Genomic DNA, 26,514 nt, shown 5'->3' on the forward strand with positions numbered 1-26,514 from the left:
GGGGTCCTGGGTCAGCTGGGGCCGTGCATCATCCACGCCGTGCGGCCGAACGCCCCGCCCTGCGTGCGCGGCTCGTCGTCGCCGGCCCGTCGCAGGTCGCGTGGCACACCGTCCACCTTGGACGGTGCCGACAGGAAGATCAAACCGCTGGCCACGAACCCGACCAGCAGCATTGCGAGCACTAGGTACAGCACCGGCGCCGCCCTCCGATGAGTTGTGGCCTTCAATGTAAGGCCGCCGCATCGGCCCGGGCATCGGCCGCACGGGTCTTGCCGAAACCTTGCGGAACGCGGCGTCGCTCAGCGGGCTTCGATGATGCGGCGGGCGACCTCGCCGTCTTCCGTGAGCAGCGGGCAACGCCGGGTCCGATCGCCGCCAGACGCGGGCCGCGCCGCCCGCGAGGCTGATCCACATGACAACGAACACGCTTGAGGGCAAGGTGGCGCTGGTGACCGGCGGCGGGCGCGGGCCAGGCGCCGCGGTGGTGCGGCGCCTGGCCGCCCAGGGCGCCGACGTGGCGCTGACGTTCCAGCACGACCGGCGCCGCGCGACCGAGCTCGCCGACGCCGTGACCGCGACCGGCCGGCGCGCGCTGGTCATCCAGGCCGACAGCGCCGACCCGGCCGCCGTGACCGGGGCCGTCGACCGCGCCGCCGCCGAGCTCGGCCGGCTCGACATCCTGGTCAACAACGCCGGCGCGTTCCTGCTCGGCCCGTTGCAGGAGCTGGGTCTCGCGGAGTTCGAGCAGACCGTCGCGGTCAACGTGCGCGCCCCGTTCGTGGCCACGCAGGCGGCGGTGCGGCACATGAGCGCCGGCGGCCGGATCATCAACATCGGCAGCAACGCCGCGGAGCGGGTCGTGTTCCCCGGGTTCTCGCTGTACTCGATGAGCAAGACCGCGCTGATCGGCCTGACGAAGTCACTCGGGCGGGAGCTCGGGCCGCGTGCCATCACCGTCAACCTGGTGCACCCGGGCGCGACCGACACCGACCTCAACCCGGCCGGCGGGCCGAACGCGGCCACCATCAACGGCTTCACGGCACTCGGGCACTTCGCGGACCCGTCCGACGTGGCCGCCGCCGTCGCGTTCCTGGCCGGCCCCGACGGCAGGTACATCACCGGTGCCACTGTCAACGTCGACGGCGGCTTCACCATCTGAAGCCCCCGGACCGGGTCCGTCGTCAGGCCCGAGGTCGGCGACGGTCGGGTATCGGGCACCCCCGGGCCGAACCCGGGCGGTGCGGTGGCCGTTCCCCAGTACAGCCGGACGGTGCAGCGCCGGGGACGACGGGGCGGACCATGCCGCAGGCGACAGCACTCGCCGCCCCGCCCGGTGCGGTCGCCGGCGCAACCCTGCCGCGGGCCCGCGGGCGGGTGACGGTGGCGTTCGCGATCGCCGGGGTGCTGTGCGGGGTCGTCGCCGCCGGGGTACCTGCGCTGGCGGACAAGCTGGACCTGTCGGCCGGGCAGGTCGGTGCGGTGCTGTTCGCGTGGGGCCTCGCGGCGTTCGCGGCGATGCAGTCGCTGCGGCTGGTGCTGCCGGCCGCCGGCCACGCGCTGGTGCTGCGGATCTGCGGACCGGGCTGCGCGCTCGGCGCCGCCGCGATGGCCATGGCGCCCGGCTTCGGGCCGGTGCTCGCCGCCGCGGCGTGCTTCGGCGTCGCGTTCGGCGCCCTCGAGGCCGCCGTGAACGCGCAGGGGGCGGCGGTGGAGCGGGCGTACGGCCGCCCGCTGCTCAACGGCATGCACGCGGCCTGGGCGGTCGGCGCCGGCGGGGCGGGCCTGTTCGTGGCGGCGTGCACGCACCTGGCGGTCTCGTACACGGTGACCGTGGCGGGCGTGGCGCTGCTGGTGCTGCCGCTGACGCTGCTGCCGGCGCCGTCGCTGCCCGCCGCGCCGGCGGGGCCCGGTGCGGCGGGGTCCGCTGCCGCGGGCGGTGTACCCGCTCAGCGTGCTCGCCTTCGCCGCGTTCATGGTCGAGGGGACCCTCGCCGACTGGAGCGGGCTGCTGCTGCGCGACGGCGCCGGGGCGGCCGCGACGGTCGCGGCGCTGGGGCATCCGTTGCTGCAGGCGGGGATCCTGACGGGGCGGGCCGTCGCGGACCGGCTCCGGGTCCGGGCCGGCGCCGCCGCCGTCATCGTCTGGTGCGGCACCGCCGTCGCGATCACGTGCGCGCTGCTGGTGGCCGTGCCGGTGGTACCGGTCGTGCTCGGCGCCGTCTACGTGACGGGCGTGGCCGTCAGCCCGGTCCTGCCCCTGGTGTTCTCCCTCGCGAGCACCGCGCGGCCGGACCGGGCCGAGGCCGCGATCGCCCAGGTCGGCGCCGCCGGTTACGCCGGGCTGCTGGCCGGGCCGGCGGTGCTGGGCGCGCTGGGCGGGATCGTGTCGCTGCCGTTGGCGATCGGCGGGCTGGCCGTCGTGCTCGGCACCGTCATCGCCCTCCTCGGCCGCCGTACCGCGGACTAGGGGTACAGGGTCAGCCGGGGGTCGCCGGCGATCTGGACGAGCTGCTCGCCGGTCAGCGGCGGCTCGCCGGTCAGGGCGGGCTCGTTGCTCACGGACACCTCGACGGTGGTGCCGTCCTGGCGGTCCTGCGACGCGATGTGCCGGATCATGCCCGGCTGCTCGTCGCGGACCGTCTGGCTGGTGTACGGCTGGCCCACGTCGGGGTTGGCCGCACACTCCAGCCGCAGCACCGACGGCGCCACGTCGGGCGGGAACGCCGCCGCGCAGCCGGTGTCGATGGCGCGCCGCTTGATGGTCACCACCAGTTTGCCGGTCACGCCGCCGACGGTGACGGTCCCCTTGACGTTGACGGAGGTCAGCGTCGACTGCGGGTGGGGATTGTCGTCGGTGTACCCCGGCACCATCTCCATGTCGCCGGTCGGCAGCAGCTGGACCGTTGCCGGCGCGACCCTGGTGACCGCCGCCGTGGTCGCGTCCCTGAGGCGTGGCACCACGGCGCCCGGTGCCTCGGTCGGCGCCCGCCCGAGCAGGAGCGGCCGGGCACGGCTCGGCGACGAGGCGGCGGTGGACGGTGGCGCGCCGGTCATCGTCGGCGGGGCGGGCGGCAGCGCCAGGGCCGCCACCACGCCGGTGGCGACGAGGGCGACGCCGGTCCCGGCCAGCCGCCGGTACCGGATGCGCCGCCGCGACCTGCGCACGAGGCCGTCGAGGGTGTCGCGGGCGGGAGGCTCGTCGGCGAGGACTGCCTCGAACAGCTGCTGGTGGCTCATCATGCCTGCCTGAGGGTCGGGGTGGGCGCCGCGAGGGCGCGCATGGTCTCCAGACCGCGGGAGGTCTGGCTCTTGACGGTGCCGACGGACACGCCGAGGATCTCGGCGGTCTCCTCGACGGACAGGTCGCAGTAGAAGCGCAGCACCAGCACCGCCCGGCGCCGCGGCCCGAGCTGGGCCAGGTACGTGTCCAGGGTCAGCCGCTCCACGGCCGCGTCGACGCCGCCGCCGGCCGGGGCGTCGCCTTCCGGCAGGGCGTCGCCGTCCTCGAGCCGTTCCCGGCGCCACGGCCGGCGGTGCTCGTCGACGACGGCGCGGGCGAGCATGCCGCCGACGTACGCGTCGAGGCTGCGGATCGCGTCCCGGCGGTGCCACTGCCGGTACAGCTTGTCCAGGACCGTCGCCACCAGATCGTCGGCGAGATGCCAGTCGCGGCACAGCAGGAACGCGGTGCGGCGCCAGGCGGCCATCCGTGGCCCGGCGTAGTCACGGAACTCGGCTTCGTCCGACAGGTTCACCCCAGTGGGACGGTCCGCACGGGTCCGCGGGTTGCCGCGTTGGTGCGACTTCGTAAACCCGGCACCGCACCGGCCGATCTGAGCGGTGGGAAAGGGGGTGTCCGTGCCGGTCCGGACGTATGTCTGCGTCGCTTCGGCGCTCAGCGCGGTGTACTACCTCACGCCCGACTCGCCCCTGCGCACGATCCTGTGGACGGCGATCGCGTCGTCGACGGTGGTCGCGATCGCCGTCGGCCTGGTCCTGCACCGGCCGGCGCGGCCGCTGCCGTGGCTGCTGACCGCCGCGGGCCTGGCGTCGTACACCGTCGGTGAAGCGCTGTACTACTGGCCCCAGCTGGTCCACAACCAGAAGTCGGTCGGGCCGTCGCTCGCCGACGTGTTCTACCTGGCGATGTACCCGCTGCTCGCGGCCGCCCTGGCGATCCTGGTCCGCCGGCAGAGTCCCGGCGGTGACCGGGCGGCGCTGCTCGACGCGTCGATCATCACCGTCGGTGTGGCACTGCTGACCTGGGTGTTCCTGATCCACCCGTACCTGGTCGAGCTCGGCGGCTCCGTGCTGGAGCGGGTCACGGCGGTGTCGTACCCGCTCGGTGACGTCCTCGTCCTGGCCGTCCTGGCCCGGCTCGGCAGCGGCCGGACGGACCGCAGCACGTCGCTCCGGCTGTTGCTGGTGAGTCTCCTTGCACTGCTGGCCACCGACGGGATCTTCACGTGGCAGTCGCTGCGGGAGCAGTTCCACGCCGGCAGCTGGGTCGACATCGGCTGGATCGTGTTCTACACCGGGGTCGGCTGCGCCGCGCTGCACCCGGACATGCGAGGACTCGCGGAGCCCGTGGCGACCGGCCCGGCGAGGCTGACCGGCGGCCGGTTCGCGGTGCTGCTCGCGGTCGCCGCGCTGCTCATCCCGGCCGTCATCACGGTCCGGTCGACGGCGGTGGGTGAGCTCCCGGCGTTCCTCGCCGCGTCGTGTGTCCTGTTCGTCCTGATCCTCATCCGCATGGCGGACCTGATGGCGGTCCTGCGGGAGGTGCAGCACCAACGCGCCGAGGGCCGCTTCCAGCGCCTCACCGAGCAGGTCACCGACGTGCTGTCGATCTGCGGGCGGGACGCGACCGTCCAGTACGTGACGCCGTCGGTGCGTTCCCTGCTCGGCCACCACCCCGACGCGCTGCTCGGCACGTCCCTGACCGACCTGGTCCATGCCGACGACCGGCACCGGGTCACCGTCCTGCTCGGCAGCGCCGCGTCCGCGGAGGCGGGCCGGGTCGGGCCGCTGGAGTGCCGGCTGCGGCACGCGAACGGGCAGTACATCATCACCGAGACCGTCGGGCGGGTCGTCGACGACGCCGACATCAGCGGCTACCTGCTCACCACCCGCGACATCACCGAACGCAAGGCCCTGGAGGAGCAGCTCACCCACCGGGCGTTCCACGACGAGCTGACCGGCCTGGCCAACCGTGCCCTGCTGGCCGACCGCGTGCACCACGCGCTGGAGCGGCGCGGCAACCCGTACCGCCATCTCGCCGTCCTCGTCGTGGACCTCGACGACTTCAAGACCATCAACGACTCCCTGGGCCGCTCCGTCGGCGACGGGCTGCTGCGGGCCACCGCCGATCGCCTGCGGACCTGCCTGCGCTCCGCCGACACCGCCGCCCGCCTCGGCGGCGACGAGTTCGCGATGCTGCTGGAGCACCTCGACGACGCCGCCGAGGCCGCCCGCATCGCCGAACGGGTCCTCGCCACCCTGCGCCAGCCCCTGTCCATCGGCGGCCGCGAGATCCAGCCGCGGGCGAGCGTCGGCATCGCCCTGCCCGACCCGGACCGTCCCCCGGACGCCGACGAGCTGCTGCGCAACGCCGACGTGGCGATGCACATGGCGAAGCGGCAGGGCCGCAACCGGTTCGCGTACTTCGCCCCGAGCATGCACGCCGGCCTGCTGGAGAAGCTCGACCTCGCCGACGAGCTGCGTGGCGCCGTCGAGCGGCACGAGCTGCTCGTGCACTACCAGCCGTTCATCGACCTGTCCGACGGCGCGGTCGTCGGCGCCGAGGCGCTGGTGCGCTGGCCGCACCGGACGAAGGGGCTCATCCCGCCCGACCGGTTCATCCCCCTCGCCGAGGAGAGCGGCCTGATCCTGCCCCTCGGCTACGCGGTCCTGGACACCGCCTGCCGCCAGGCGGCCGCCTGGCCGGGCCTGAAGATCAGCGTGAACCTCTCGCCGCGCCAGGTCCAGGACCCCGCCGTCGTCCTGTACGTCCAGCGGACCCTCGCCCGCTCCGGCCTGCCGCCGCACCTGCTCACCCTGGAGATCACCGAGTCATTGCTGCGCGAGGACGCGGAGGTCGCCCAGCACCGCCTCGGCGAGCTCAAGGCCCTCGGCGTGCAGCTCGCCGTCGACGACTTCGGCACGGGCTACTCGTCGCTGTCGCGCCTGCACGACTTCCCGATCGACGTGCTGAAGATCCCGAAGCCGTTCGTCGACGGGGTCGCCGAGGGCGCGGAACGCTCCGCCCTGGCGCGGGCGATCCTGGACCTGGCCGCCGCGCTGGGCCTCGACGTGGTCGCCGAGGGCATCGAACACCAGGACCAGGCCGACGAGCTGCGCCGCCTGGGCTGCCCCGTCGGTCAGGGCTTCCACTTCTCCCGCCCCGTCCCGGCCGACGAGTTCGGCGTGTTCCTGGCCGGATCGCTGCTCGGCGACGTCCGGTCCTGAGAGCGCCAGCACTCAAGCGGCGATCACCCGTCCCGCTCATGATCGAAGGCGCCCCGTGGTCGTGCGGACGGCCACCCGGATCCTTCGATCAAGCGCGCAGGATCGAAGCTCTTGCCCGCATGACGGCCTCGACGGACCTGGCCCGGCATCACCTCGACACGGTCAGCCGGGCGGCAGCAGCAGGCAGGTCAGGGACTCGGTCATCCAGTCGGCGACCTGGTCGTCGTCCCAGCCGAGGTGGTGGGTGACGAGCCAGCCCGACTGGTGGTTGAGCAGCGTCCAGATGAGGGTGGCGCCGCGGTCCACGGTCAGGCCGGCGCGCAGCGGGCCGAGCGCGGCGATCGCCTCGACCAGGCGGCGCTGGTCGGCGAGGCGCTGCGACTCGAGCTCCTCCCAGGAGGCGTTGATCGCGGGATCGGCGCCGGCAGCCTGGACGAACGCGCGGCTGATCGGGCTCAGTGTGCGGGCCCGGTCGGCGACGGCACGGCAGAACGCAACGATCAGCGCGCGCTGGTCGTCGACGGCGAGGGCGGCGCGCAGCTCCTCGCCGACGTCACCCGCATGGGGCGCTGGAGCCCCGAGTGCTACCGGTGCGAGTGGGACGACGCCGGGACCGGTGGGGTGCCGGGCGCCAGGTTCCGCGGGTCGAGCCGCAGCGGCGTGTTCCGCTGGACCCGCGAGTGCGTGGTGACGGTCGCGGAGCCGGGGGTCGAGTTCGCGTTCCGCACGCTGCGGCGCAGCCGGTATCCCGACAGCACCACGTGGCGCTTCGCGCTCACCGCCGTGCCCGGCGGGACGCGGCTGGTGCAGACGATGGCCCTGAGCGCCGGCCGGGGCGTGCTGGCCTTCGAGCGGGTCAGCGGGCGGGACCGCGGGATGCCGCAGGCCATGGCCGCGACCCTGGAGCGGATCCGCGCCGACCTGTCCGCCCACGCGACGGCGCCGAGCATGGCGGGGTAGCAAACCGTACGTACGTCTTGTTTAATGGCGGGCATGCTTCCCGAACCAGGTCCACTGCGACTGCTCGCCGGTGCCACCCTGATCAACACGTTCGGCAACGGCGTGTCGATGACGTCGATCGCGTTGTTCCTGACCCGGTCGGTCGGGCTGAGCGTGCGCGAGACCGGGCTCGCACTGACCGTGACGGCCCTGGTGTGCCTGGTGTCGAGCGCGCCCATGGGGTACGTCGCCGATCACCGCGGCCCGCGCGGCGTCCTGGTCGCGGGCCTGCTCGTCCTCTGCGCCGGCTCGGCGGCGCTGGTCACGGTCGACGGGTTCTGGTCCTACCTGCTCGTCGGCGTGCCGATGGCCGTCGCCGACGCGGCCCAGCGGGCGGCGAAGGGCGCCGTCATCGCGGGGGCGGTGCCCGCGGAGCGCCGGGTGCACACCCGCGCGTACCTGCGCTCCGTGACCAACGTCGGGATCGCCGCCGGTGCCGCGATCGCCGGTGTCGGGCTGGCGGTCGACACGCGCCAGGCGTACCTCGGCCTGATCCTGCTCGACGCGGTCACCTACGCGGCGGCGGCGCTGGTGCTGCGCCGGCTGGCACCGGTGCCGGCGGCGCCGTCCAGGACGACGGGCCCCCGGCTGGTGGCGCTGCGGGACCGGCCGTTCCTGGCGTTCGTCGTGCTGGACGGCCTGATGGCGACCCACTTCGGGCTGTTCGAGGTGGCGCTGCCGCTGTGGATCGCGCACCGCACCGACGCGCCGCGCTGGCTGATCGCGGTGCTGTTCCTGGTCAACACGACGGCGGTGGTGCTGTTCCAGGTCCGCGCCGCCCGCGGCACCGAGTCGCTGTCCGGCGCGGCCCGCTCGTCACGGCGGGCCGGCGTGGCGCTGCTCGCCGGGTGCGCCCTGTTCGCCATGAGCGGCGCCACCAGCATGCCGGTGACCGTCGCCCTGCTGGTGCTCGGCGCGCTCGCGCACGTCACCGGCGAGCTGTGGCACTCCGCCGCCGGGTGGGGCATCTCGTTCGGGCTCGCGCCGTCCGACGCGCACGGCCAGTACCAGGGCGCCTACGCGATGGGCATGCAGCTCGGGCAGATGCTGGCCCCGTTCGTGGTGACCAGCCTCGCCGTCGGCTGGGGCGCACCGGGCTGGCTGCTGCTCGGCGCCGTGTTCGCGGTCCTGGGCACGCTCGTCCCGCCGGTCGTCGCCTGGGCCCGCCGCACCCGCCCGCAACCCGCGGAGCCCGTGCCGGTTTAGCCCGACGCCTTGTCAAGCCCGGTCCTGGCAGCATCGGTACCAGGATCATCCGGGTGGATCTGGCTAGCGTGGCGGCCATGACCGACGGCATTCTGCTACCGCCCGGGGGCGGTCAACGGATCCAGAACATGACGATGAAGGTGGGCGCCGGGCACTCGACGGCGTTCTCCACCTTCGAGGCGCGGGTCGCGCCCGGCTTCGACGTCGGCGCGCACTTCCACGACGCGGTCGAGGAGGTGTTCTACGTGCTCGACGGCGAGCTCGACCTGCTCGCCTTCGAGCCGGACGGCACCGCCGGCGGCGACTGGCGCACCTGGCGGTCGGCGTCCGGTGCGACCGTCCACCGCGGCGGCCCCGGCAGCTTCATGTACGTGCCGGCCGGCTGCCCGCACGCGTTCTACAACCCGGGCACCGAGACGGCGCGGATGCTGTTCCTGGTGTCGCCGTCGGGGCATGAGGAGTACCTGCGCGAGCTGACCGACCTGCTCGGCGGCGGCGGGCCGCCGGACCAGGCGGCCATCGCCGAGCTGCGCGTGCGGCACGACATCCACCAGCTGACCCCGCTGCGCAGCGGCCCGCGGGCGTAGCTCAGGACCGGGTGAGGCCGGTCAGCTCCCGGTACGCCGCGACGATCGACCGGGTCTGCGCCGCCAGCTCGCCGGTCTCGTCCGGCGCCGTGACGGCGGCCGGGACGACCAGGCCCAGCGAACGGTCCGCCCGCTGGATGGCCTCGACCGCGACGCGCACGGCCCGCTCGTCGCGGACCAGGTCGACGCACTCCCCGGCCAGGGTCTCCAGGGCCGCCACGCGGGCGTCCACGGCGGCGGCGAGGCCGGCCAGCGAGTCGCGGATCAGCGCCCGGCGCTGCGCCAGCCCTTCCTGCAGCGGCGCCGCTGCCGGGCGGCCGGCCGGCAGCCGGGTCATGGCCCGCGACAGCGAGGCGAGCTGCTCGTCGAGGGTGGCGCGATCGTGCAGCAGGCCGGCGAGGGTCCACAGCGAACCGGCCAGCTCCCGGCGCGGCGTGGCGACCTGCACCAGGTCGCGCAGGCGGGGCCACAGCATCAGGACCGTCTGCGCGGCGCTGAACGCCCCGGCGAACACCTCGGCCTCGGCGGGGCGGTGCAGGGTGCGGTGCCGGTCGGCCCAGCGGCGGTCGAGCGCCGAGCGGCCGGTGCGGTGGCCGGCGCCGCACAACGCCAGGCCGGCCGCGCCCAGCGGGGCACCGACGATCGGGGTGAGCAGCGCGGACAGCGCCACGGTCGCCCCCGCGACGGCGACGGTCCCGGCGCCGGTCAGCAGCCGCAGCCCCGTGCTGCCGGGCGGGTCGGGGCGCAGCCGCGGCCGGCCCGAGGGGACGAGGTGGATGACGCCGTCGCGGCCGGCGCGGGACACGGGCCCGGCCAGGGCCGGCTCGTCGAGGGCGACGAGACAGCCGCCGGCACCGTCGAGCACGACGAACAGCAGGTCGTCCGCGGCCACCCGCAAAGTGTATCGACGCCCGCGGCCCGCCGCGTGACCGTAGAGTGCGGCAATGGGTCATCCCGCGCTGCGCGACGCCGAGAGCACGCCGTTCTGGCTGGACCGGGACCGCCCCGACCCGCACCCGCCGCTGCGCGGCGCGGCGAGCGCGGACCTGGCGGTGGTCGGCGGCGGGTTCAGCGGGCTGTGGACGGCGCTGCTGGCGAAGGAGCGCGACCCCGGGCTCGACGTCGTGGTCCTGGAGGGCCGGCGGATCGGCTGGGCGGCCACCGGGCGCAACGGCGGCTTCTGCGCCGGCAGCCTCACCCATGGGCTCGCCAACGGCGTCGAGCGGTTCCCGGACGAGATCGGGACCCTGGAGCGGCTGGGCCGGGAGAACCTCGACGGGATCGAGGAGACGCTGCGGCGCTACAAGATCGACTGTGGGTTCGAGCGGACCGGGGAGCTGTCCGTGGCGACCGCGCCGTGGCAGGTCGAGGGGCTCCGCGAGGGCCTGGCCACCTCGGAGCGGCTGGGGCGGCGGGTCGAGTTCCTCGACCGGGACGCGATCCGGGCGGAGGTGCGCGCCGCCACCTACGAGGCCGGTGTGTGGGACCGCGACGGCACCGCGATGCTCGACCCGGCGCGCCTCGCGTGGGGACTCGCCGATGCGTGCGCGTCGCTGGGCGTGCGTTTCCACGAGGGTACCCGGGTCACCGGCATCGAGAAGGCCGGCGGCGGGCTGCGGCTGCGGACCCCCGACGGCACGGTGACGGCGGCGAAGGTGGCGCTCGGCACGGGGGCGTTCCGGTCGCCGCTGCGGCGGGTCCGGCCGTTCATCGTCCCAGTCTACGACTACGCGCTCATGACCGAACCTCTGACGCAGCAGCAGCGGGCGTCCATCGGCTGGGCGCGGCGGCAGGGCATCGGCGACGCCGCGAACCAGTTCCACTACTACCGGCTCACCGACGACGACCGCATCCTGTGGGGCGGCTACGACGCGGTCTACTACAACGGCGGCGCGATCCGCCCCGCGTACGACCAGCGACCGTCCACATCGGACAAGCTGGCGGCGCACTTCTTCGCCACGTTCCCGCAGCTGGACGGGCTGCGGTTCACCCACGCCTGGGGCGGGGTCGTCGACACCTGCTCCCGGTTCTGCGCGTTCTTCGGGACCGGCCACGGCGGGCGGCTCGCCTATGCGGCGGGCTTCACCGGCCTCGGCGTCGGCGCGACCCGTTTCGGCGCGCAGGTGATGCTGGACCTGCTGGGCGGCGAGCCGACGCCGCTGACCCGGCTGCGGATGGTGCGCTCCAGGCCGGTGCCGTTCCCGCCGGAGCCGGTGCGCTCCGGCGTCATCCAGCTGACCCGGTGGTCGATCGCCCGCGCGGACCGCCACGAGGGCCGCCGCAACGCGTGGCTGCGCACCCTGGACCGGCTCGGCCTCGGCTTCGACTCCTGAGCACTCCTGAGCACTCCCGGCCTGGCGCCGTGCCTCAGCGCTGCGCCTGGGCGATCACCTCGCGGACGTGCCGCGGCCGGGCGATGCCGTGCAGCACCATCGGCCGCTGCTCGCCGCGCCGCCACGAGCGCTGGACCCCCACGTCGCGCAGCGCGTCCATGACACCGGGGAACTCGCCGAACGCGATGCTGCCCGTGTCGCCGGTGGCGTCCTCGCGCACCACCGGCGGCTGCAGCATCCGCAGGTAGACCTCGGTGCGGCGGCGCCACGGCCGGCGCCGCTGCGCCACGATGCGGCGGTCCGTCACGGTGTACGTGGTCGAGCGCCGCTGCAACTGCCGCACGAACAGCCGGCCGACGGTGAAATACAGGCCGAAGGCGACGAACAGGCCACCCCAGATCTGCATGAACACCGGCCCGCCGCCGAGCACGGCGGCGCCCTCCCAGACCAGGACGAAGGCGAACCACACCAGCGACAGCGGCACGATCGCCCAGTCGGTGCGCTCGAACAATGGAACGCGCTGCGGCTCACCCGTCCACAGCACCCGCTCGCCGGTGCTCAGCTGGAGCTCGTCCTGCATGGACGCATTGTCCACCCGATCCGCGTGCCGCGGTGTCCCGTCAGGGGCCGGTCGCGACCGGGCGGTCCGGGTCGGTGATCCAGTCGCTCCAGGATCCCGCGTACAGCCGCGGGGAGAACCCAGCCAGCTCGAGGGCGATGATCTCGTGGGCGGCGGTCACCCCGGAGCCGCAGTACGCGGCGACCGGCCGGTCGCCGGTGACCCCCAGGGCGGTGAACCGCTCGCGGAGCCGCTCCGGCGGCAGGAACAGCCCGTCGGCGTCGCTGTTGTCGAACGTCGGCGCCGATACCGCGCCCGGGATGTGGCCGGCGACCGGGTCGAGGGGCTCGACCTCACCGCGGAAACGGGGCCCGAGCCGGGCGTCGAGCAGGACCCCGCGCTCGACGAAGCCCGGCACGTCCGCGGCCGTCAGCAGGTCGTCGCGGGGCTCGCCGGCGGTGAAGTCACCGGGCGGCACCGGCACCGGGTCGCCGGACTCGGTGGGACGCCCGGCGCGGATCCAGGCGGCGATGCCGCCGTCGAGGACCCGCACGTCGCGGTGCCCCCAGTGCCGCAGCATCCACCACAGCCGGCCGGCGACGGAGGCGTCGCGGTCGTCGTACACGACCACGGGGGTGGCGTCGCCGACGCCGAGGCGGCGCATCGCGGCCTGGAACGCCGCGGCCGTCGGCAGCGGGTGCCGGCCACCGGCGCCGGGCGGCGCGGCCAGGTCGGTGTCCAGGTCGACGAACCCGGCGCCGGGCAGGTGCGCGGCCCGGTACCGGTCGAGCGCCGGGGGCGGCTGCGGTGTCCATCGCGCGTCGAGCAGCCTCACGCCGTCCCCGACGTCCTCGACCCGCACGAGTGGATGCATCCTTCGCCCTCCAGCGTTCGACCGTCTGTACCCGATGGCGCCGATCCTATGCGCAGGCGGCGTCGGCGCCGGCCACGTTGACCGCCGTCCACGCCTTCTGGACCGCCTTGTACTCCGCGCCGCAGCTGCCGTAGAGGTCGGCGGCGGCCTGCAGGGTGTACGCGCGGGCGGTGTTGCCCGGGTTCTCCGCGTTCACGTAGGTGGTGTTGGAGGTGAAGTACACGTCCAGCGCCCGGTACCAGATCTTCTCCGCCTTGGCCCGGCCGATGCCTGTGACGCCGCCCGCGGAGCCGCAGACCGGCGACGTGCCGTACGCCGTCTTGCCCGTGCCCTCGGCGAGGTTGAAGTAGAAGTGGTTGCCCACGCCGGAGGAGTAGTGCACGTCGACGCCGGCGGTACCGGTGGACCAGCAGCCGTGCGAGTCGCCGTCCAGGGCCGGGTTGTACATGTACCGCAGCGGCGTGCCGTTGCCGTTGATGTCGATCTTCTCGCCGAGCACGTAGTCGCCGGGGTCGGCGGCGTTGTTCGCGGAGAACTCGACCATCGTGCCGAAGATGTCGCTGGTCGCCTCGTTGAGGCCGCCGGACTCGCCGTCGTAGGTGAGGCCGCCGGAGACGCTCTTCTCGGTGATGCCGTGGCTCATCTCGTGCCCGGCGATGTCGAGCTGCACCAGCGGGTGGGCGTTGTCGCGGCCGTCGCCGTAGGTCATCTGGCCGCGGTCCCAGAACGCGTTCTCGTACGCCTCGCCGAAGTGCACCCGCGACGGCACCCCGCGGCCGTTGTTGTTGACGCCCTTGCGGCCGTGGACGTTCTTGAAGTAGTCGAACGTGACCGCCGCGCCGTAGGCGGCGTCGGCGGCCGCGGTCGCCGGGTCGCCGGTCTTGCCGTCGCCCCACGTGTTGTCGGCGTCGGCGAACACCTTGCAGCCGCCGGACTCCCGGTGCTGCATGTCGCAGACGGTGCCGCGGCCGTGCGTGGTGTCCGTCAGCCGGAAGGTGGTGCCGAACTTCTGGGTGTCGACGGCGACCTTGCCGCTGTACAGGCTGTTGCCGGTGCCTGCGACCGTCTCGACCTCGTCCCACGAGCCGATGAGCGCGCCGGTGTGCGCGTCGATGAGCACGTGCAGCCGCGACGGGGTCTGCCCGTCCTCGGCGACGCCCTCGACCAGGTTCTCCCAGGCCAGCCGGCCGACGCCGGTGGACGCGTCGATCAGCAGGCGGGGCACGCCGGTGCCGGCGACCTTGCCGGTGAAGTGGGTCTTCGCCGTGGCCGTGGCGTCGGTCGCGGAGACCTTCGGCAGCACGTCGACCTGCAGCGGCTTGGCCAGGCTGTTGGAGGCGCCCTTGTACGCGCCGCCCGCGCCGGTGTGCACGACGATGTCGCCGCCGTAGACGCGCAGCCCGCGGTACGTGCGGGTGTAGCGGACGTGGGCGTCGCCGCCGGCGTCGTCGACCCGGCTGCCGTAGAAGGCGAAGCGGTCCTCGGGCGTGGCGCGCACGTCGCCGGCGTGGGTGTCCAGGGCGCGCCGGGCGGGCGCCGCGGCGGGGTCGGCGGCCTCGGCCGCGGACGGGTCGGTGGTGGGCTCGTCGGAGGCTGCGGAGACCTCCTGGGGTTCCTCGGCGGAGGCCGTCGCGGACGGGGTTGACTGCGGCGAAGGCGTGCAGCCCGTCACCGCGACGGCTGCGGCCGCCGCGACGACCCCGAGTAAGTGGCGAAGTGACATGGGATACAGAACGCAGGATTCCGGCTGTCGGTTCAGTCACACGCCGGTCTTTGGCACGAAGCCGGGAGTTCGCACCGCCGGGGGTTGTCGGATGGTTGACGGCGCCGGATATGTTCATGGACATCATCGAGACGGGGAGATGTTCTTGGCAACCGCGTGGCGTCGACTCATCCGCCGGGCCGCCACCAGCCCGGGCCGCCTCACCACGCTCACGGCCGTCGTGGTCGTCCTCGGCCTCGCGTTCGGCCTGGCCGGGGTCCTCACGATGCGCGCCAGCGTCGGGCTGGTCCGCGACGTGACCGACCGCAGCGGACCGCTCAGCCTGCAGGCGCAGGACATCTACCGGTCGCTGTCCGACGCCGACGCGACCGCGGCCACCGGGTTCCTCGGCAACGGGGTCGAGGCGCCGGAGCTGCGCAAGCGATACCTGGACGACATCGCCAGGGCGTCCTCGGCGTTGACGGTCGCGCTGCACAGCGCGGAGGGCCGCAGCGCGGCGGCGCTCGGTGTCCTCGTCCGGCAGATCCCCGTCTACACCGGCCTGGTCGAGTCGGCCCGCACCTACAACCGGCAGGGCATCCCGCTCGGCGGCGCCTACCTGCGGGAGGCGTCGGCGCTGATGCGCCAGACGATCCTGCCCGCCGCGCAGGAGCTGTTCCGGGCCGAGGCGGCCAGCCTGTCCGACGCGCAGCGGGCCGTCGCCCGGTGGCCGTGGACGGTGACCCTGGTCGGCCTGCTGCTGCTCGGTGCGCTGCTGCTGACCCAGCGGTACCTGACGCGCCTGACGAACCGGCGCCTCAACCGCGGCATGGTCCTGGCCACGGTCGCCGCGCTCGTCGCGTTCGGCTGGCTGGCGGCGGCGGCCAGCGGCGCGGCCGGGCACATCAGCACCGGCCGCGACGGCGGCTCCGAGCAGGTCGGGCTGCTCGCCGAGGCGCGGATCACGGCCCTGCAGGCCCGCGCCGACGAGGGGCTGACGCTCATCGCCCGCGGCGACGGCAAGGCGTTCGAGCAGGACTTCACCGTCATGATGGAGCGGCTCGCCGGCAAGGACGGCAAGGGCGGCCTGCTGCAGCGGGCCCACGACGAGGCACCGGACGACACGGCCCGCGCGGCCGTGCAGAGCGCCCAGAAGCACGCCGCGGACTGGCTGAGCATCCACCAGGAGGTCCGCAAGCTCGACGACGGCAGCCAGCACGCGGAGGCGGTGAAGCTCGCCACCGTCGGTGACGCCAGCGCGGCAGGCGTGGCCGGGCGGCTCGACGCGGCCCTCGCCGAGGGCATCGCCGGCGGCGGCCGGCGCTTCGACCGGGAGGCGACCAGCGCCGGAGACGCCCTCGGCGGCGCCGACGTCGCCGTCGCGCTGCTCGCCCTCGCCGTCGCGGCGGCCGCCGCGTTCGGCCTGAACCAGCGGATCGCGGAGTACCGATGAGAATGACAAGGATCGTCGCCACGCTGTCCTTGCTGTCCGTGCTGTCCGTGCTGTCCCTGCTCGCCGCCTGCGGGCAGGACCCGGCGACCCCGGCGGTGGACAGCTCGGCCGCCGCCGCCGTGCCCCGCCCCCTCAACGTGCAGGACCCCGCGGAGATGCCGAGCCCGCCGGCCACGTCACCGCCGGCGTGCGACCCGCGCGCCAGCCTCCGCCCGCCGGCGTCGCTGCCCCAGCCCGGGAAGATGCCGGCCGGCAGTGCCATGGCGAAGATCGTCGAGCGGGGGCGGCTGATCGTCGGCATCGACCAGAACGCGTACCTCACCAGCTACCGCGACCCGATCACCGGGCAGGTCGTCGGCTTCGAGATCGACCTGGCCCGGGAGATCGCCAGGGCGCTGCTGGGCAACCCCGACGCCATCCAGTGGCGCGCGATCACCACCGCCGACCGGATCCCGGTCCTGCAGCGGCGCGAGGTCGACATGGTGATCCGCACCATGACCGCGACCTGCGAGCGGATGCAGCAGGTCGCGTTCTCCACCGAGTACCTGACCTCCGCGCAGCGGCTGCTGGTCAACCGCAACTCCGGCATCAAGGACTTCGCCGACCTCGCCGGGCGCAAGGTGTGCGCGACCCGGGGCAGCACCAGCATCGTCACGATCATGAAGCAGCCGTCGAAGCCGATCGCGGTCTCCACCGACAGCACCCTGGACTGCCTGGTGCTGCTGCAGCAGGGGCAGGTCGACGCGGTGTCCACGGTGGACGTGCTGCTGCTCGGCCTGGCCGCGCAGGATCCCAACACCGAGGTCGTCGGGGCCTCGGTCAGCGACGAGCCGTCCGGCGTCGCGATGCCCCTCGACACGCCGGAACTGGTCCGGTTCGTCAACGGGGTCCTCGACCGGATCCGGGCCAACGGCACCTGGACCCGTATCTACGGCCAGTGGTTCGCCAAATACGGGCCGGTGCCCGCGCCGCCGCCCGCGAAGTACCGGGACTAGCCGGGGCATGCGGACCGACACCGACCGGGTGATCGCCGAACTGGCCGCCGTGCACGACCGGCTGGCGGCGGCGCTGTACACCGTGGACAGCCACCAGACCCACGCGCTGCTGCGTGGCGGCGAGCCGCGCGGTGCGACGGCCCGGCTGTGGTCCGGCGTCGATGTCGGCCGGCTGTGGTCCGGGTTCGTCGCGGTCCGCGCCGTCCTGGACCGGCTGCGCGACCTGGGCGGCCGGCACCGCGACGCCGACGCCGCCCGCATCCTGGCGGCCTTCGTGCCGGTCGACCCGCTCGACGGCCTGCCGGACCTGCCGCCCGCCGCGTTCCTCGCCGACCTGGAGCGGCAGTGCGCCGAGGCCGTCGACGCCCTCGACCGCATCGGGGCGGCCCGCACGGCGCTCACCGAGCGGGTCATCGAGCTGGACACCGCCCTGGAGGCGGCCGTCGCCGCGCATCACCGCCTCGGCGCCGACCACGCCGCGACCACCGGACCCCTCCAGCAGCGGCTGCAGCAGGTGTACGGCGAAGCCCTGCACGACCCGTTGACCGTCGACGAGGCCGCGTGGTCGGCGCTGCGCGACGAGCTCGCCCGCACGGTCCGCCGCCTGTCGGAGCTGGCCGCGCTGCGGGTCGCGCTGCCCGGCCGCCTCACCCGCCTCGACGCGCTCCTGGACGCCCTCGCCGCCGCGGAGCAGCGGGCCCGCCAGACCCGCGCCACGGCCGTGGCGAAGATCGCCGACCCGGGCTGCCCGACGTGGCCGACGTCCACGACCGGTGGCAGGCCGCGGTCGCCGCCGTCGTCCGCGACACCGACGCGCTCGACCTGGACGGCTGGCCGGCCCTCGACCGGCGCATCACCGTCCTCGACCGGGACCTGGTCACCGCCGTCGCCGCCGCCGAGGACCGGGTCGCCGCGGCCGGCGGTCTGCTCGACCGGCGCGAGGAGCTGCGCGGCCGGCTGGAGGCGTACCGGGCGAAGGCGGTCCGGCTCGACCGCGTCGAGGAGCCCGGCCTGATCGAGCGGTACCGTGCCGCCCGCGACCTGTTGTGGGCCGCGCCGTGCGACCTGCGGGCGGCGACCAGAGCCGTCTTCGCCTACCAGCAGGCGCTGTCCGGCGCCGCCGAAGGGAGTGCGACATGAGTGGTCCGAGCGCAGCGGAGGTGGCGGCATGAGTCGCTGTTCGCGTGCTGGCTGCCCGGGCTCCTATGACGAGGACGGGTACTGCGACGAGTGCGGGCACAAGGAGGCAGGCGCCGCGGCGGCGCCCGCGCCCGCGCCGGTGACCGAGGGCTCGACGCCGTCCATCGCCGGCCGCACCTCAGGTCGCACCACCGGCCGGGGGAGGGCGCCGCGGTGCTCGCCGCGCTGCCGGTCGTGCCGCGCCGCGACCCGGCCGGCGCGGTCCTGCCCGACCCGCAGGTGCCGGAGCACCGCCGGTTCTGCGGCAAGTGTGACCAGCCCGTCGGCCGCTCCCGCGACGGCAGGCCCGGGCTCGTCGAGGGGTTCTGCACGAACTGCCGCACCCAGTACAGCTTCCGCCCGTCGCTGCCGCCCGGCGCCGTGGTTGCCGGCAGGTACGAGGTCCTCGGCGCCATCGCCTACGGCGGCCTCGGCTGGATCTACCTCGCCCGGGACCGCAACGTCGGCGACGAGGTCAGCGACCGCTGGGTCGTCCTCAAGGGACTCATCGACTCCGGCGACGCCGACGCCACCGCCGCCGCCATCACCGAACGGCGGTTCCTGGTCGAGGTCGACCACCCGTCGATCGTGAAGATCTACGACTTCGTGTCGCACCCCGACCCGCGCAGCGGCGACCGGGTCGGCTACATCGTCATGGAGTACGTCGGCGGTCTCTCGCTGCGCGACATCTACCTCGCCCGCCCGGTCACCGGCGGGGTCCGCCAGCCGCTGCCGCTGACGCAGGTCATCGCCTACGCCCTGGAGATCCTGCCGGCGCTGGGCTACCTGCACGAGCGGGAGCTGCTGTACTGCGACTTCAAGCCCGACAACGCGCTGCACACCGACCAGCGGGTCAAGCTCGTCGACCTGGGCGCGGTGCGCCGCGCCGACGACGACGTCAGCGCCGTGTGGGGCACCGTCGGCTACCAGGCCCCGGAGGTCGCCACGGCCGGGCCGTCCGTCGCCTCCGACCTGTACACCGTCGCCCGGTCGATGGCGGTGCTCAGCTTCGACTTCCGCGGGTTCACCACCACGTTCGTCGATCACCTGCCGGACGCGGCGAGCGTGCCGCTGCTGGCCCGCGAGGAGTCCTACCACCGGCTGCTGCTGCGGGCCACCGACCCCGACCCGGCCCGCCGGTTCGGTTCGGCCGCCGAGATGGCCGAGCAGCTGACCGGGGTGCTCCGGCAGTTGCTCAGCGCCGCCGACGGGCAGCCCCGGCCGAGCGTGTCGAGCCAGTTCACCGGCGAACGGCGCGCCTTCGGCACCATGGCCGGCGTCATCACCGCCGAGCCTCTCCGGTTGGCCGGCACCGTCCGGACCGCCGGCCCGCTCCAGCTGACCGCCGCGGCCCCGAACGGCGGCGCTGTTTCAGACGGCGGTGCTGTTTCCGAGGGCGCTGCCCGCAACGGCGGCGGTGCGGTGGCGCGGCCCGACGGGGCGGAGGTCGTCGCGGCGCTGCCGGTGCCGACCGTCGACCCCTCCGACCCCGGCGCAGCCCTCCTGGCCACGATGCAGACCGCTGACCCGGAGATGCTGTCGGCGGCGCTGTCCTCCGTCGGCTCGGACGGGGTCGAGGTCGCCCTCGCCGTCATCCGGGCCCGCATCGCCGTCGGCGACCTCGACGGCGCGCTCGCCGATCTGGCCGCCGTCGCCGACCCTGACTGGCGCGTCGACTGGTACCGCGGCATGGCCGCCCTCGCCGGCGGCCGCCCCGGCGACGCGAGGGCCGCCTTCGACGCCGTCTACGGCGCGCTGCCCGGCGAGCTCGCCCCGCAGCTCGCCCTCGCCGCCGCGGCCGAGGCGGCCGGCGACACCGAGGCCGCCCTGCGCCACTACGCGGCGGTCTGGCGCACCGACCGGGCGTTCGTCAGCGCGGCGTTCGGCGTGGCCCGGATCCTCGCCGAACGCGACGACCTGCCCGGTGCCGTCGCCATCCTCGACGCGGTCCCCGACAGTTCCAGCCACAGCGTCCCGGCGCAGGTCGCCGCGGTCCGGGCCCGGCTCGCCGCGCCCGTGACCAGCCTCGCGGAGGGCGACCTGCTCGACGTCTCCGGCCGGGTCGAGCGTCTCGGCCTGGACGTCGAGCGCCGCGCCCGGCTCACCGTCGAGACCCTGCGCACCGCCCTGGCCTGGGTGCGGGCGGGCCACTCCGGCACGGCGACCGTGCTCACCCACCGGCTGTCGGAGCGGGACCTGCGGCTCGGCCTGGAGCGTGCGTTCCGGGTCCTGGCGAAGGTGGCCCCGGACCGGGACGCCCGCATCGACCTCGTCGACCAGGCGAACCGCGTCCGCCCGAGGACCTGGCTGTGACGGCCGCCTGCCCGTCGTGCGCGGCGTCCACCGTGGACGGTGACCGCTTCTGCGAGTCCTGCGGCACCCCGCTGTCTCCCGCGGCGGCCCTGTCCCCGGTGGACCCGTCCGCACCGCCCGGGCCGACCGCACCGCCCGGGCCGGCCGCCCCGTCGTCGCCGATCGCCGGCAGCGGCCGGGGCGCCGGGAGATCGGCGGCGCCGGCAGCGGCGGCGCCGGCAGCAGCGGCGGCGCCGGGAGTGCGTGGCTGTCGTCGCGGGCGGCCGACAGGCCGTGCGCGGCGTGCGGGGCACGGTCGGCGGCGACGGCTACTGCGACGGCTGCGGGCGGCGGCGCAACGTCGGCAGCGACCACGCCGAGCACGACCTGCCCGGCGTCGCCGCCGTCACGGACCTGGGGCTGCGCAAGGGACGCAACGAGGACGCGTACGCCATCGGTGTCGCCGGTGGCCGCCGCGCCGTTGTCGTCTGCGACGGGGTGTCCAGCGCGCCGGACTCCGACACCGCCGCGACCACCGCCGTCGTCGAGGCGATCGAGGTGCTCCTCGGCAGCGGGGACGTGGCCGGGGCGTACCGGTCCGCGTCGGCCGCGGTCGCGAAGCTCGCCGGCGACGGCGCCCCGTTCGACGCGCCCGCCTGCACGTTCCTCGCCGCCGTCGTCGAGGACGGGCAGCTGACCGTCGGGTGGGTCGGCGACAGCCGGGCGTACTGGCTGGACGGCGACGGCGCCCGCTGCCTCACCGTCGACGACTCCCTCGCCGGGCAGCTCGCGGCGGCCGGGGTCGACGCCGACGCGCTGCGGCTGTCCGCGCAGGCGGCGGCGCTGACCCGGTGGCTCGGCGCCGACGCACCGGCCGGCGACCCGCACGTCACCACGCTGCGCCCCTCCACCGCCGGTGTGCTGCTGCTCAGCAGTGACGGGCTCACCCGGTACCCCATATGGACCGGCATCGTCGAGGGCGATGGTGGCGCACTGGAGCTTGCCCGGCGGCTGACCGCCTTCGCCCGCGACGCCGGCGGCGCGGACAACATCACCGTCGCCGCCGTCCCGATCGACGGTGAACCAGACACAGGACCAGACAGAGGAGACGTGCGGCCATGACCGACGAGTCCAGTGGTGTCGTAGCGGAAGTCTTCCAGAACGAGTACCTGCCGGAGGGCGCCACCGTCGCCGACGCGGTCGTCACCATCACCGCCCGCACGGGCTCGGGCACCGGCGTGGCGTCGGGCGCGTCCGCCGCGGAGGTCATCATGATCGACTGCTCCGGGTCGATGAGCGGCGAACGCCTCGTCGAGGCCCGCAAGGCCGCCGCGGTCGCCGTCGACACCCTGCGCGACGGCGTCGCGTTCGCGGTCGTCGCCGGCACCGACTGGGCGCAGATGGTGTACCCCGACCATCAGGCCCTCGCCGTCGCCGACAGCGCCACCCGCGCCGCGGCGAAACAGGCGATCCGGCACCTGAAGGCCGGCGGCGGCACCCAGATCGGCACCTGGCTGACGCTGGCCCGCGAGCTGTTCCTGGCCAACCAGGCCGAGATCCGCCACGCGATCCTGCTCACCGACGGCCGCAACGGCGAGTCGGCCCGCACCTTCCAGGCTGCCCTGGACCAGTGCGTCGGCCTGTTCGTCTGCGACAGCCGCGGCGTCGGCCAGGGCTGGAGCGCCGCCGAGCTCATCAAGGTCGCCGACGCCCTGCTCGGCACCGCCGACGGCATGAAGGACCCGGCCGGCCTCGAGGCCGACTTCCGGTCCATGATCGAGGCCGCGATGGGCAAGACCGTCGCCGGCGTGGCCCTGCGGCTCTGGACCCCGGCCGGCGCCAGGATCCGCTTCGTCAAGCAGGTACACCCGGAGATCCTCGACCTCACGGACCGGCGCGCCGACGTCAGCGCCCGCGTCGGCGACTACCCGACCGGCGCGTGGGGCGCGGAGAGCCGCGACTACCACCTGTCGATCGAGCTCGATGCGGACACCGTCGGCGTCGTCGGCGAGGAGAAGCTGGCCGCCCGCGTCAGCGTCGTGCGCGGCGAGGAGGTCCTCGCCAAGGGCCTCGTGCGCGCCGTGTGGACCGACGAGGAGGCGAAGTCGACCCGGCTCAACAAGCGGGTCGCGCACTACACCGGCGCCGCCGAGCTCGCCTCCGCGATCCAGGAGGGCCTCGCCGCCCGCGAGGCCGGCGACACCGTCACCGCGACCGCCCGGCTCGGCCGCGCCGTCCAGCTCGCGACCGAGGCCGGCCGGTCCGACACCGTGCAGCTGCTCGCCCGGGTCGTCGAGGTCCAGGACGCCCGCACCGGGACCGTCCAGCTCAAACGCCGCTCCGACAACAAGGACGTCGACATCGACGCCGAGATCGCGGCGATCGGGTCCCGCAAGACGACGCGCGTACGCCCCAGCTGAAGGAGACCCTCATGGCCGTCTGCCCGAAGGGCCACGAGTCGGAGACCACCGACTACTGCGACGTCTGCGGCGCCGCCATGACCCCCGCGCCCGCCGGGCAGCGGGACGGGACGCCGCAGGCCTCGTCGGCGTCGTCGGCGTCGTCGCCGGGGACCGGCGCCGGGCCGTCGTCCCCGTCGCCGGCGCGGCCGGCGGGCCTGCCGGCCGTGTGCCCCGAGTGCCGGACACCGATGACCGGCCGGTTCTGCGAGGTCGACGGCTTCGACGCCCTCGCCGTCCCGGCGGTGCCGTCGGAGGCTGCCACGGCCACGGTGAACGTCCCGACCCCCGGACCGACCCGGCCGCGCCCGGACGGCCGCCGGGTGCGTCGGAGCCGGCGGCTGCGCCGCCGCTGCCGGCCGACGTTCAGGAAGCCACGCTCGCCGTGTCCACGGTGACCGCCGCGGGCCGCTCGGCATCCGGTCCCGCGACGAACGGCACCGCCACGGCCCCGGGCTGGCACGTGGTCGTCTCCGCCGACCGGGCCCACTTCGACCGGGTCGAGGCCTGGAACGGCCCCGACCCCACGATCGCCTACCCGCGGTTCTGCCCGGAGCGCCGCTTCCCGCTCACGGGGGAGCAGGTCCTCATCGGCCGCCGCAGCCGGTCCCGCGGCAGCTACCCCGACATCGACCTGGCCGGCCCGCCCGAGGACGTCGCCGTGTCGCACCTGCACGCGCTGCTCGTCGCCCAGCCGGACGGCGGCTGGGCCGTGGTCGACCTACGCTCCGCCAACTGCACGTTCGTCAACGACGCCGACGACCCCATCCAGCCCGAGCTGCCCGTCCCGCTCGCCGACGGCGACCACATCCACGTCGGCTCGTTCACCCGCATCACCCTGCGCGCGACGCCGCTGTAGCCGCCGGACGACGTCCCCGACGGACGGCCCGCCGGCAAAGCACCACAGCGCGATGACCGGATCACAGATCGTACACCCGAACGACGAGTCGTGCGCGAACGGCAGCAACGGCTCACCCCGCACGTGATGCGCCACGTCCCACGCAGTGTGCAGCAACCAGCCGACCCCGATCCACCGCCACGACGTCAGCCCACGGAACGCGACAACCGTCATCACGGTCGTGAACACCAACTCCACCGCCCCGAACGCCCCACCGCTGATGTACGCCGCCCCAGCACCAGCAATCATCAGCGCGTTGAACGCCCGCCGATGCCGCTCAGGCACGAACGAGTTGGCCGCCGCATACAACAGCCCGATGACCACGGGCCCCAAGATGAACATGCCGCGACGCTAAATCCACCCCGCCCCCCACAACAGCACCCCGCCTGCCACGTTCCCGCGGGTTCCAGCCGCCCCCAACGTCCAGGATCCGCGCCGAGATCGTCACGTCGCCCGTCGCGCCGGCGTCATCGTAGGCTGGGGCGGTGGACGTGTCTGTGCAAGGGTTCGTGGCCGGCGTCGAGAGGCTCGGCGTGCACAGTTTCGTGCTGCTGCGGCACGGGGAGACGGTCGCGGAGGGCTGGTGGCATCCGTATGAGCCGGAGCGCCCGCAGACGCTGTACTCGCTGAGCAAGAGCTTCACCTCGACCGCGGTCGGGCTTGCCGTCGCCGACGGGCTGCTGAGCGTCGACGACCTCGTCGCGGACCTGCTGCCGGGCCACAACCGCGACCTGCGCGGGATGCGGGTCAGGCACCTGCTGACGATGACGACCGGCCACGACACCGACGCCGCGCCGCTGATGGCGGAGGACCCGGGCGGCGACTGGGTGCGCGGGTTCCTCGGCGTGCCGGTCGTGCACGAGCCCGGCACCCGGTTCGTCTACAACAGCGGCGCCACCTATGCGCTGTCGGCGATCGTGCAGCGGCTGACCGGTGAGACGCTGCTGGACTACCTGCGGCCGCGCCTGTTCGAGCCGCTCGGCTTCGGGCCGGCCGCGTGGGACACCTGCCCGCGCGGGATCAGCTTCGGCGGCTGGGGGCTGCGGCTGCGCACGGCGGACCTGGCGCGGTTCGGTGAGCTGTACCTGCGCGGCGGCCGGTGGCAGGGACGGCAGCTCGTGCCGGCGGCGTGGGTCGAGGCGGCGACCGCCGCCCAGGTGCCCAACGGCGGGCCGGACCCGGACGAGTCGCCGGACTGGCAGCAGGGCTACGGCTACCAGTTCTGGCGCTGCCGGCACGGCGCGTTCCGCGGCGACGGCGCGTTCGGCCAGTTCGTCGTGGTCATGCCCGCCCAGGACCAGGTCCTGGCCGTCACCGCCGGCGCGTCGGACATGCAGGCGGTCCTGGACGCGGTCTGGGCGCACCTGCTGGACGCCGCGCCCGCCCCGTCCGCGTCGCCGCGGCTGGAGGGGCTGCGGATCCCCGCGCTCACCGACACCGCAGAGCCGGGCGCGGACCTGCCCGGGCGCGAGTTCCGCGTCGCCGAGCCGGTCGCGCCGCCGCAACGCGGTGGCCGTCCGCCCATCGACCAGCCCTCCAGGATCGAGGGTTTCGCCGTGGTACGGGCACCGCACGGCTGGTTGGTCCGGCTGGACGACGAGCACGGCGTGCACCGGTTCACGTGCGAGCCCGGGCGGTGGCACGCCTCGACGATGGCCACGTCCGACGGCGAGGTGCACCCGATCGCCACGACCGGCGCCTGGCGCGGCCCGGGCACCTTCGAGCTGCGCGTCTGCCACACCGCTGAGCCGTGCACCCGCACGTACACGGCGCAGTTCGACGCGACCGGGGTCACCATCGCGGCGGAGGACTCCGTCGGCTTCGACTTCACCGCCCACCCGCCGGTGCGGGCGGAGGCGGTCAGCGGCTGACGATCCCGGAAAAGTGCCAGGTGGCGTCGCTGCGGAGGCGGAGCGGTCGTTGATCGGTCAAGGTGGAGATCACCTGATCAACCGTAGCCCCGAGGAGCCCCCATGCCGCGCCACCGCATCCTTGCCGCCACCGCCCTGCTGACCGGTGCACTGAGTCTCGCCGGGTGCGGCGTGCTCAACGGCGCCGGTGACACCCCGACGCCCGGCGGTGCCGCCCCCACCGGCGGTGCCGCGAGCGCACCCGCCGCGACGAAGAGCGCCGGTCCGGTCGCCTTACCGGACATCTGCACGCTGCTGACGAAGGCCGAGGTCAACAGCCTCACCGGCAAGAAGGTGACGCTCATGAGCAACGAGGGCGGCAACTCCTCCGGCGCCCGCTACTGCCAGTGGCAGCTCAGCGCCGGCCAGCTCGACGTGACGGTCAACGTGGAGACGCGCCAGCAGTTCGACGTGCAGAACAAGGAGGCCGAGCAGGTCGACGGGATCGGCGAGGCCGCCTACTCCCTGGCCGGGCACCTGTACGTGTACGCCGCCGGCAAGGTCGTCGACGTCTACGCCACCTCGGCCGGCACCGACGCCGGCAACCTCAAGGTCGAACGGCGCACCGCCGAGGCGATCCTGCCGAAGCTCGCCTGAGCC

At 74.6% G+C, this 26,514-nt stretch carries 25 protein-coding genes and 1 pseudogene; 16 read left to right on the forward strand and 10 right to left on the reverse strand.

Annotated elements, in window-relative coordinates:
- Positions 1-11: 11 nt before the first annotated feature.
- Entirely contained in the window at positions 12-194 is a 183-nt protein-coding gene (locus tag OHA72_RS33085) for a hypothetical protein (protein ID WP_326999955.1), read from the reverse strand.
- Between the two features lie 218 nt (positions 195-412).
- Here OHA72_RS33085 and OHA72_RS33090 point away from each other — a divergent pair, with 218 nt between their 5' ends.
- The gene (locus OHA72_RS33090; RefSeq protein WP_326999956.1) at positions 413-1,159 is read left to right on the forward strand and encodes an SDR family NAD(P)-dependent oxidoreductase; all 747 of its coding nucleotides are present in this window, start codon (positions 413-415) and stop codon (positions 1,157-1,159) included.
- 750 nt (positions 1,160-1,909) lie between these two features.
- The gene (locus tag OHA72_RS33095) at positions 1,910-2,467 is read left to right on the forward strand and encodes an MFS transporter (RefSeq protein ID WP_326999957.1); all 558 of its coding nucleotides are present in this window, start codon (positions 1,910-1,912) and stop codon (positions 2,465-2,467) included.
- Here OHA72_RS33095 and OHA72_RS33100 read toward each other — a convergent pair.
- Positions 2,464-3,237, reverse strand: coding sequence for a hypothetical protein (locus tag OHA72_RS33100; RefSeq protein WP_326999958.1), 774 nt, complete (start codon positions 3,235-3,237; stop codon positions 2,464-2,466). The genes OHA72_RS33095 and OHA72_RS33100 overlap by 4 nt on opposite strands.
- Positions 3,237-3,755, reverse strand: coding sequence for a SigE family RNA polymerase sigma factor (locus OHA72_RS33105; RefSeq protein ID WP_326999959.1), 519 nt, complete (start codon positions 3,753-3,755; stop codon positions 3,237-3,239). The genes OHA72_RS33100 and OHA72_RS33105 overlap by 1 nt, the downstream gene beginning before the upstream one ends.
- 103 nt (positions 3,756-3,858) lie before the next feature.
- Here OHA72_RS33105 and OHA72_RS33110 point away from each other — a divergent pair, with 103 nt between their 5' ends.
- On the forward strand, positions 3,859-6,468 hold the full coding sequence (locus OHA72_RS33110; protein ID WP_326999960.1) for a putative bifunctional diguanylate cyclase/phosphodiesterase: 2,610 nt from the start codon (positions 3,859-3,861) through the stop codon (positions 6,466-6,468).
- Positions 6,469-6,630: 162 nt separating this feature from the next.
- Here the strand turns inward: OHA72_RS33110 and OHA72_RS33115 are convergent, their stop codons facing one another.
- Positions 6,631-6,774 (reverse strand): hypothetical protein, encoded by a 144-nt coding sequence (locus OHA72_RS33115; RefSeq protein ID WP_326999961.1) that lies wholly within the window; start codon positions 6,772-6,774, stop codon positions 6,631-6,633.
- Here OHA72_RS33115 and OHA72_RS33120 point away from each other — a divergent pair.
- The 3 genes from OHA72_RS33120 (at position 6,733) to OHA72_RS33130 (ending at position 9,260) form a co-directional block, all read left to right on the forward strand.
- Positions 6,733-7,428 (forward strand): SRPBCC family protein, encoded by a 696-nt coding sequence (locus OHA72_RS33120; protein WP_326999962.1) that lies wholly within the window; start codon positions 6,733-6,735, stop codon positions 7,426-7,428. The two genes, OHA72_RS33115 and OHA72_RS33120, sit on opposite strands and share 42 nt — an antisense overlap.
- Positions 7,429-7,461: 33 nt before the next feature.
- Positions 7,462-8,673 (forward strand): MFS transporter, encoded by a 1,212-nt coding sequence (locus OHA72_RS33125; protein ID WP_326999963.1) that lies wholly within the window; start codon positions 7,462-7,464, stop codon positions 8,671-8,673.
- Positions 8,674-8,750: 77 nt separating this feature from the next.
- Positions 8,751-9,260 carry a cupin domain-containing protein gene (locus OHA72_RS33130; protein WP_326999964.1) on the forward strand — a complete coding sequence of 170 codons (510 nt, stop codon included), beginning with the start codon at positions 8,751-8,753 and terminating at the stop codon, positions 9,258-9,260.
- Between the two features lies 1 nt (position 9,261).
- On the opposite strand, the gene OHA72_RS33135 is transcribed toward OHA72_RS33130, so the two are convergent.
- The gene (locus OHA72_RS33135; protein ID WP_326999965.1) at positions 9,262-10,152 is read right to left on the reverse strand and encodes a hypothetical protein; all 891 of its coding nucleotides are present in this window, start codon (positions 10,150-10,152) and stop codon (positions 9,262-9,264) included.
- 52 nt (positions 10,153-10,204) lie between these two features.
- Between OHA72_RS33135 and OHA72_RS33140 the strand changes: the two genes are divergently transcribed.
- Positions 10,205-11,593 (forward strand): NAD(P)/FAD-dependent oxidoreductase, encoded by a 1,389-nt coding sequence (locus tag OHA72_RS33140; protein WP_326999966.1) that lies wholly within the window; start codon positions 10,205-10,207, stop codon positions 11,591-11,593.
- 34 nt (positions 11,594-11,627) lie between these two features.
- Here the strand turns inward: OHA72_RS33140 and OHA72_RS33145 are convergent, their stop codons facing one another.
- The 3 genes from OHA72_RS33145 to OHA72_RS33155 are packed head-to-tail and all read right to left on the reverse strand — an operon-like array spanning position 11,628 to position 14,749.
- Positions 11,628-12,173: a hypothetical protein gene (locus OHA72_RS33145; RefSeq protein ID WP_326999967.1), complete on the reverse strand. Its 546-nt coding sequence runs from the start codon at positions 12,171-12,173 to the stop codon at positions 11,628-11,630.
- A gap of 40 nt (positions 12,174-12,213) precedes the next feature.
- Positions 12,214-13,026: a sulfurtransferase gene (locus OHA72_RS33150; RefSeq protein WP_326999968.1), complete on the reverse strand. Its 813-nt coding sequence runs from the start codon at positions 13,024-13,026 to the stop codon at positions 12,214-12,216.
- A gap of 46 nt (positions 13,027-13,072) precedes the next feature.
- Complete coding sequence (locus OHA72_RS33155; RefSeq protein WP_326999969.1) at positions 13,073-14,749, reverse strand: M4 family metallopeptidase; 1,677 nt, start codon at positions 14,747-14,749, stop codon at positions 13,073-13,075.
- A 139-nt stretch (positions 14,750-14,888) separates the two neighbouring features.
- Here OHA72_RS33155 and OHA72_RS33160 point away from each other — a divergent pair, with 139 nt between their 5' ends.
- The 6 genes from OHA72_RS33160 (at position 14,889) to OHA72_RS33185 (ending at position 23,067) form a co-directional block, all read left to right on the forward strand.
- Positions 14,889-16,181 carry a GlnX family signal transduction membrane protein gene (locus OHA72_RS33160; RefSeq protein WP_326999970.1) on the forward strand — a complete coding sequence of 431 codons (1,293 nt, stop codon included), beginning with the start codon at positions 14,889-14,891 and terminating at the stop codon, positions 16,179-16,181.
- Positions 16,178-17,176, forward strand: coding sequence for a glutamate ABC transporter substrate-binding protein (locus OHA72_RS33165; RefSeq protein WP_326999971.1), 999 nt, complete (start codon positions 16,178-16,180; stop codon positions 17,174-17,176). Before OHA72_RS33160 ends, OHA72_RS33165 begins: the two co-directional genes overlap by 4 nt.
- A 7-nt stretch (positions 17,177-17,183) precedes the next feature.
- A complete protein-coding gene (locus OHA72_RS33170; RefSeq protein WP_326999972.1) occupies positions 17,184-18,191 on the forward strand; it encodes a hypothetical protein in 1,008 nt (335 codons plus the stop codon).
- 215 nt (positions 18,192-18,406) lie between these two features.
- Positions 18,407-20,668: a serine/threonine-protein kinase gene (locus tag OHA72_RS33175; RefSeq protein WP_326999973.1), complete on the forward strand. Its 2,262-nt coding sequence runs from the start codon at positions 18,407-18,409 to the stop codon at positions 20,666-20,668.
- Positions 20,669-20,911: 243 nt separating this feature from the next.
- Positions 20,912-21,769 (forward strand): PP2C family protein-serine/threonine phosphatase, encoded by an 858-nt coding sequence (locus OHA72_RS33180; RefSeq protein WP_326999974.1) that lies wholly within the window; start codon positions 20,912-20,914, stop codon positions 21,767-21,769.
- A complete protein-coding gene (locus OHA72_RS33185) occupies positions 21,766-23,067 on the forward strand; it encodes a vWA domain-containing protein (RefSeq protein WP_326999975.1) in 1,302 nt (433 codons plus the stop codon). The genes OHA72_RS33180 and OHA72_RS33185 overlap by 4 nt, the downstream gene beginning before the upstream one ends.
- 52 nt (positions 23,068-23,119) lie before the next feature.
- Here the strand turns inward: OHA72_RS33185 and OHA72_RS33190 are convergent, their stop codons facing one another.
- Positions 23,120-23,371: a hypothetical protein gene (locus tag OHA72_RS33190; RefSeq protein WP_326999976.1), complete on the reverse strand. Its 252-nt coding sequence runs from the start codon at positions 23,369-23,371 to the stop codon at positions 23,120-23,122.
- A gap of 120 nt (positions 23,372-23,491) precedes the next feature.
- On the opposite strand from OHA72_RS33190, the gene OHA72_RS33195 reads away from it, so the two are divergent.
- Positions 23,492-23,965, forward strand: coding sequence for an FHA domain-containing protein (locus OHA72_RS33195; RefSeq protein ID WP_326999977.1), 474 nt, complete (start codon positions 23,492-23,494; stop codon positions 23,963-23,965).
- A gap of 81 nt (positions 23,966-24,046) precedes the next feature.
- Here the strand turns inward: OHA72_RS33195 and OHA72_RS33200 are convergent.
- Positions 24,047-24,346: pseudogene (locus OHA72_RS33200) on the reverse strand (DUF6010 family protein); the annotation flags it as partial.
- A 143-nt stretch (positions 24,347-24,489) separates the two neighbouring features.
- Here OHA72_RS33200 and OHA72_RS33205 point away from each other — a divergent pair.
- Positions 24,490-25,875 carry a serine hydrolase domain-containing protein gene (locus OHA72_RS33205; protein ID WP_326999978.1) on the forward strand — a complete coding sequence of 462 codons (1,386 nt, stop codon included), beginning with the start codon at positions 24,490-24,492 and terminating at the stop codon, positions 25,873-25,875.
- A 102-nt stretch (positions 25,876-25,977) separates the two neighbouring features.
- Positions 25,978-26,511 (forward strand): DUF3558 family protein, encoded by a 534-nt coding sequence (locus tag OHA72_RS33210; protein ID WP_326999979.1) that lies wholly within the window; start codon positions 25,978-25,980, stop codon positions 26,509-26,511.
- The last annotated feature ends 3 nt before the right edge of the window (positions 26,512-26,514 follow it).

Source organism: Dactylosporangium sp. NBC_01737, from assembly GCF_035963215.1.
Classification (GTDB): domain Bacteria; phylum Actinomycetota; class Actinomycetes; order Mycobacteriales; family Micromonosporaceae; genus Dactylosporangium.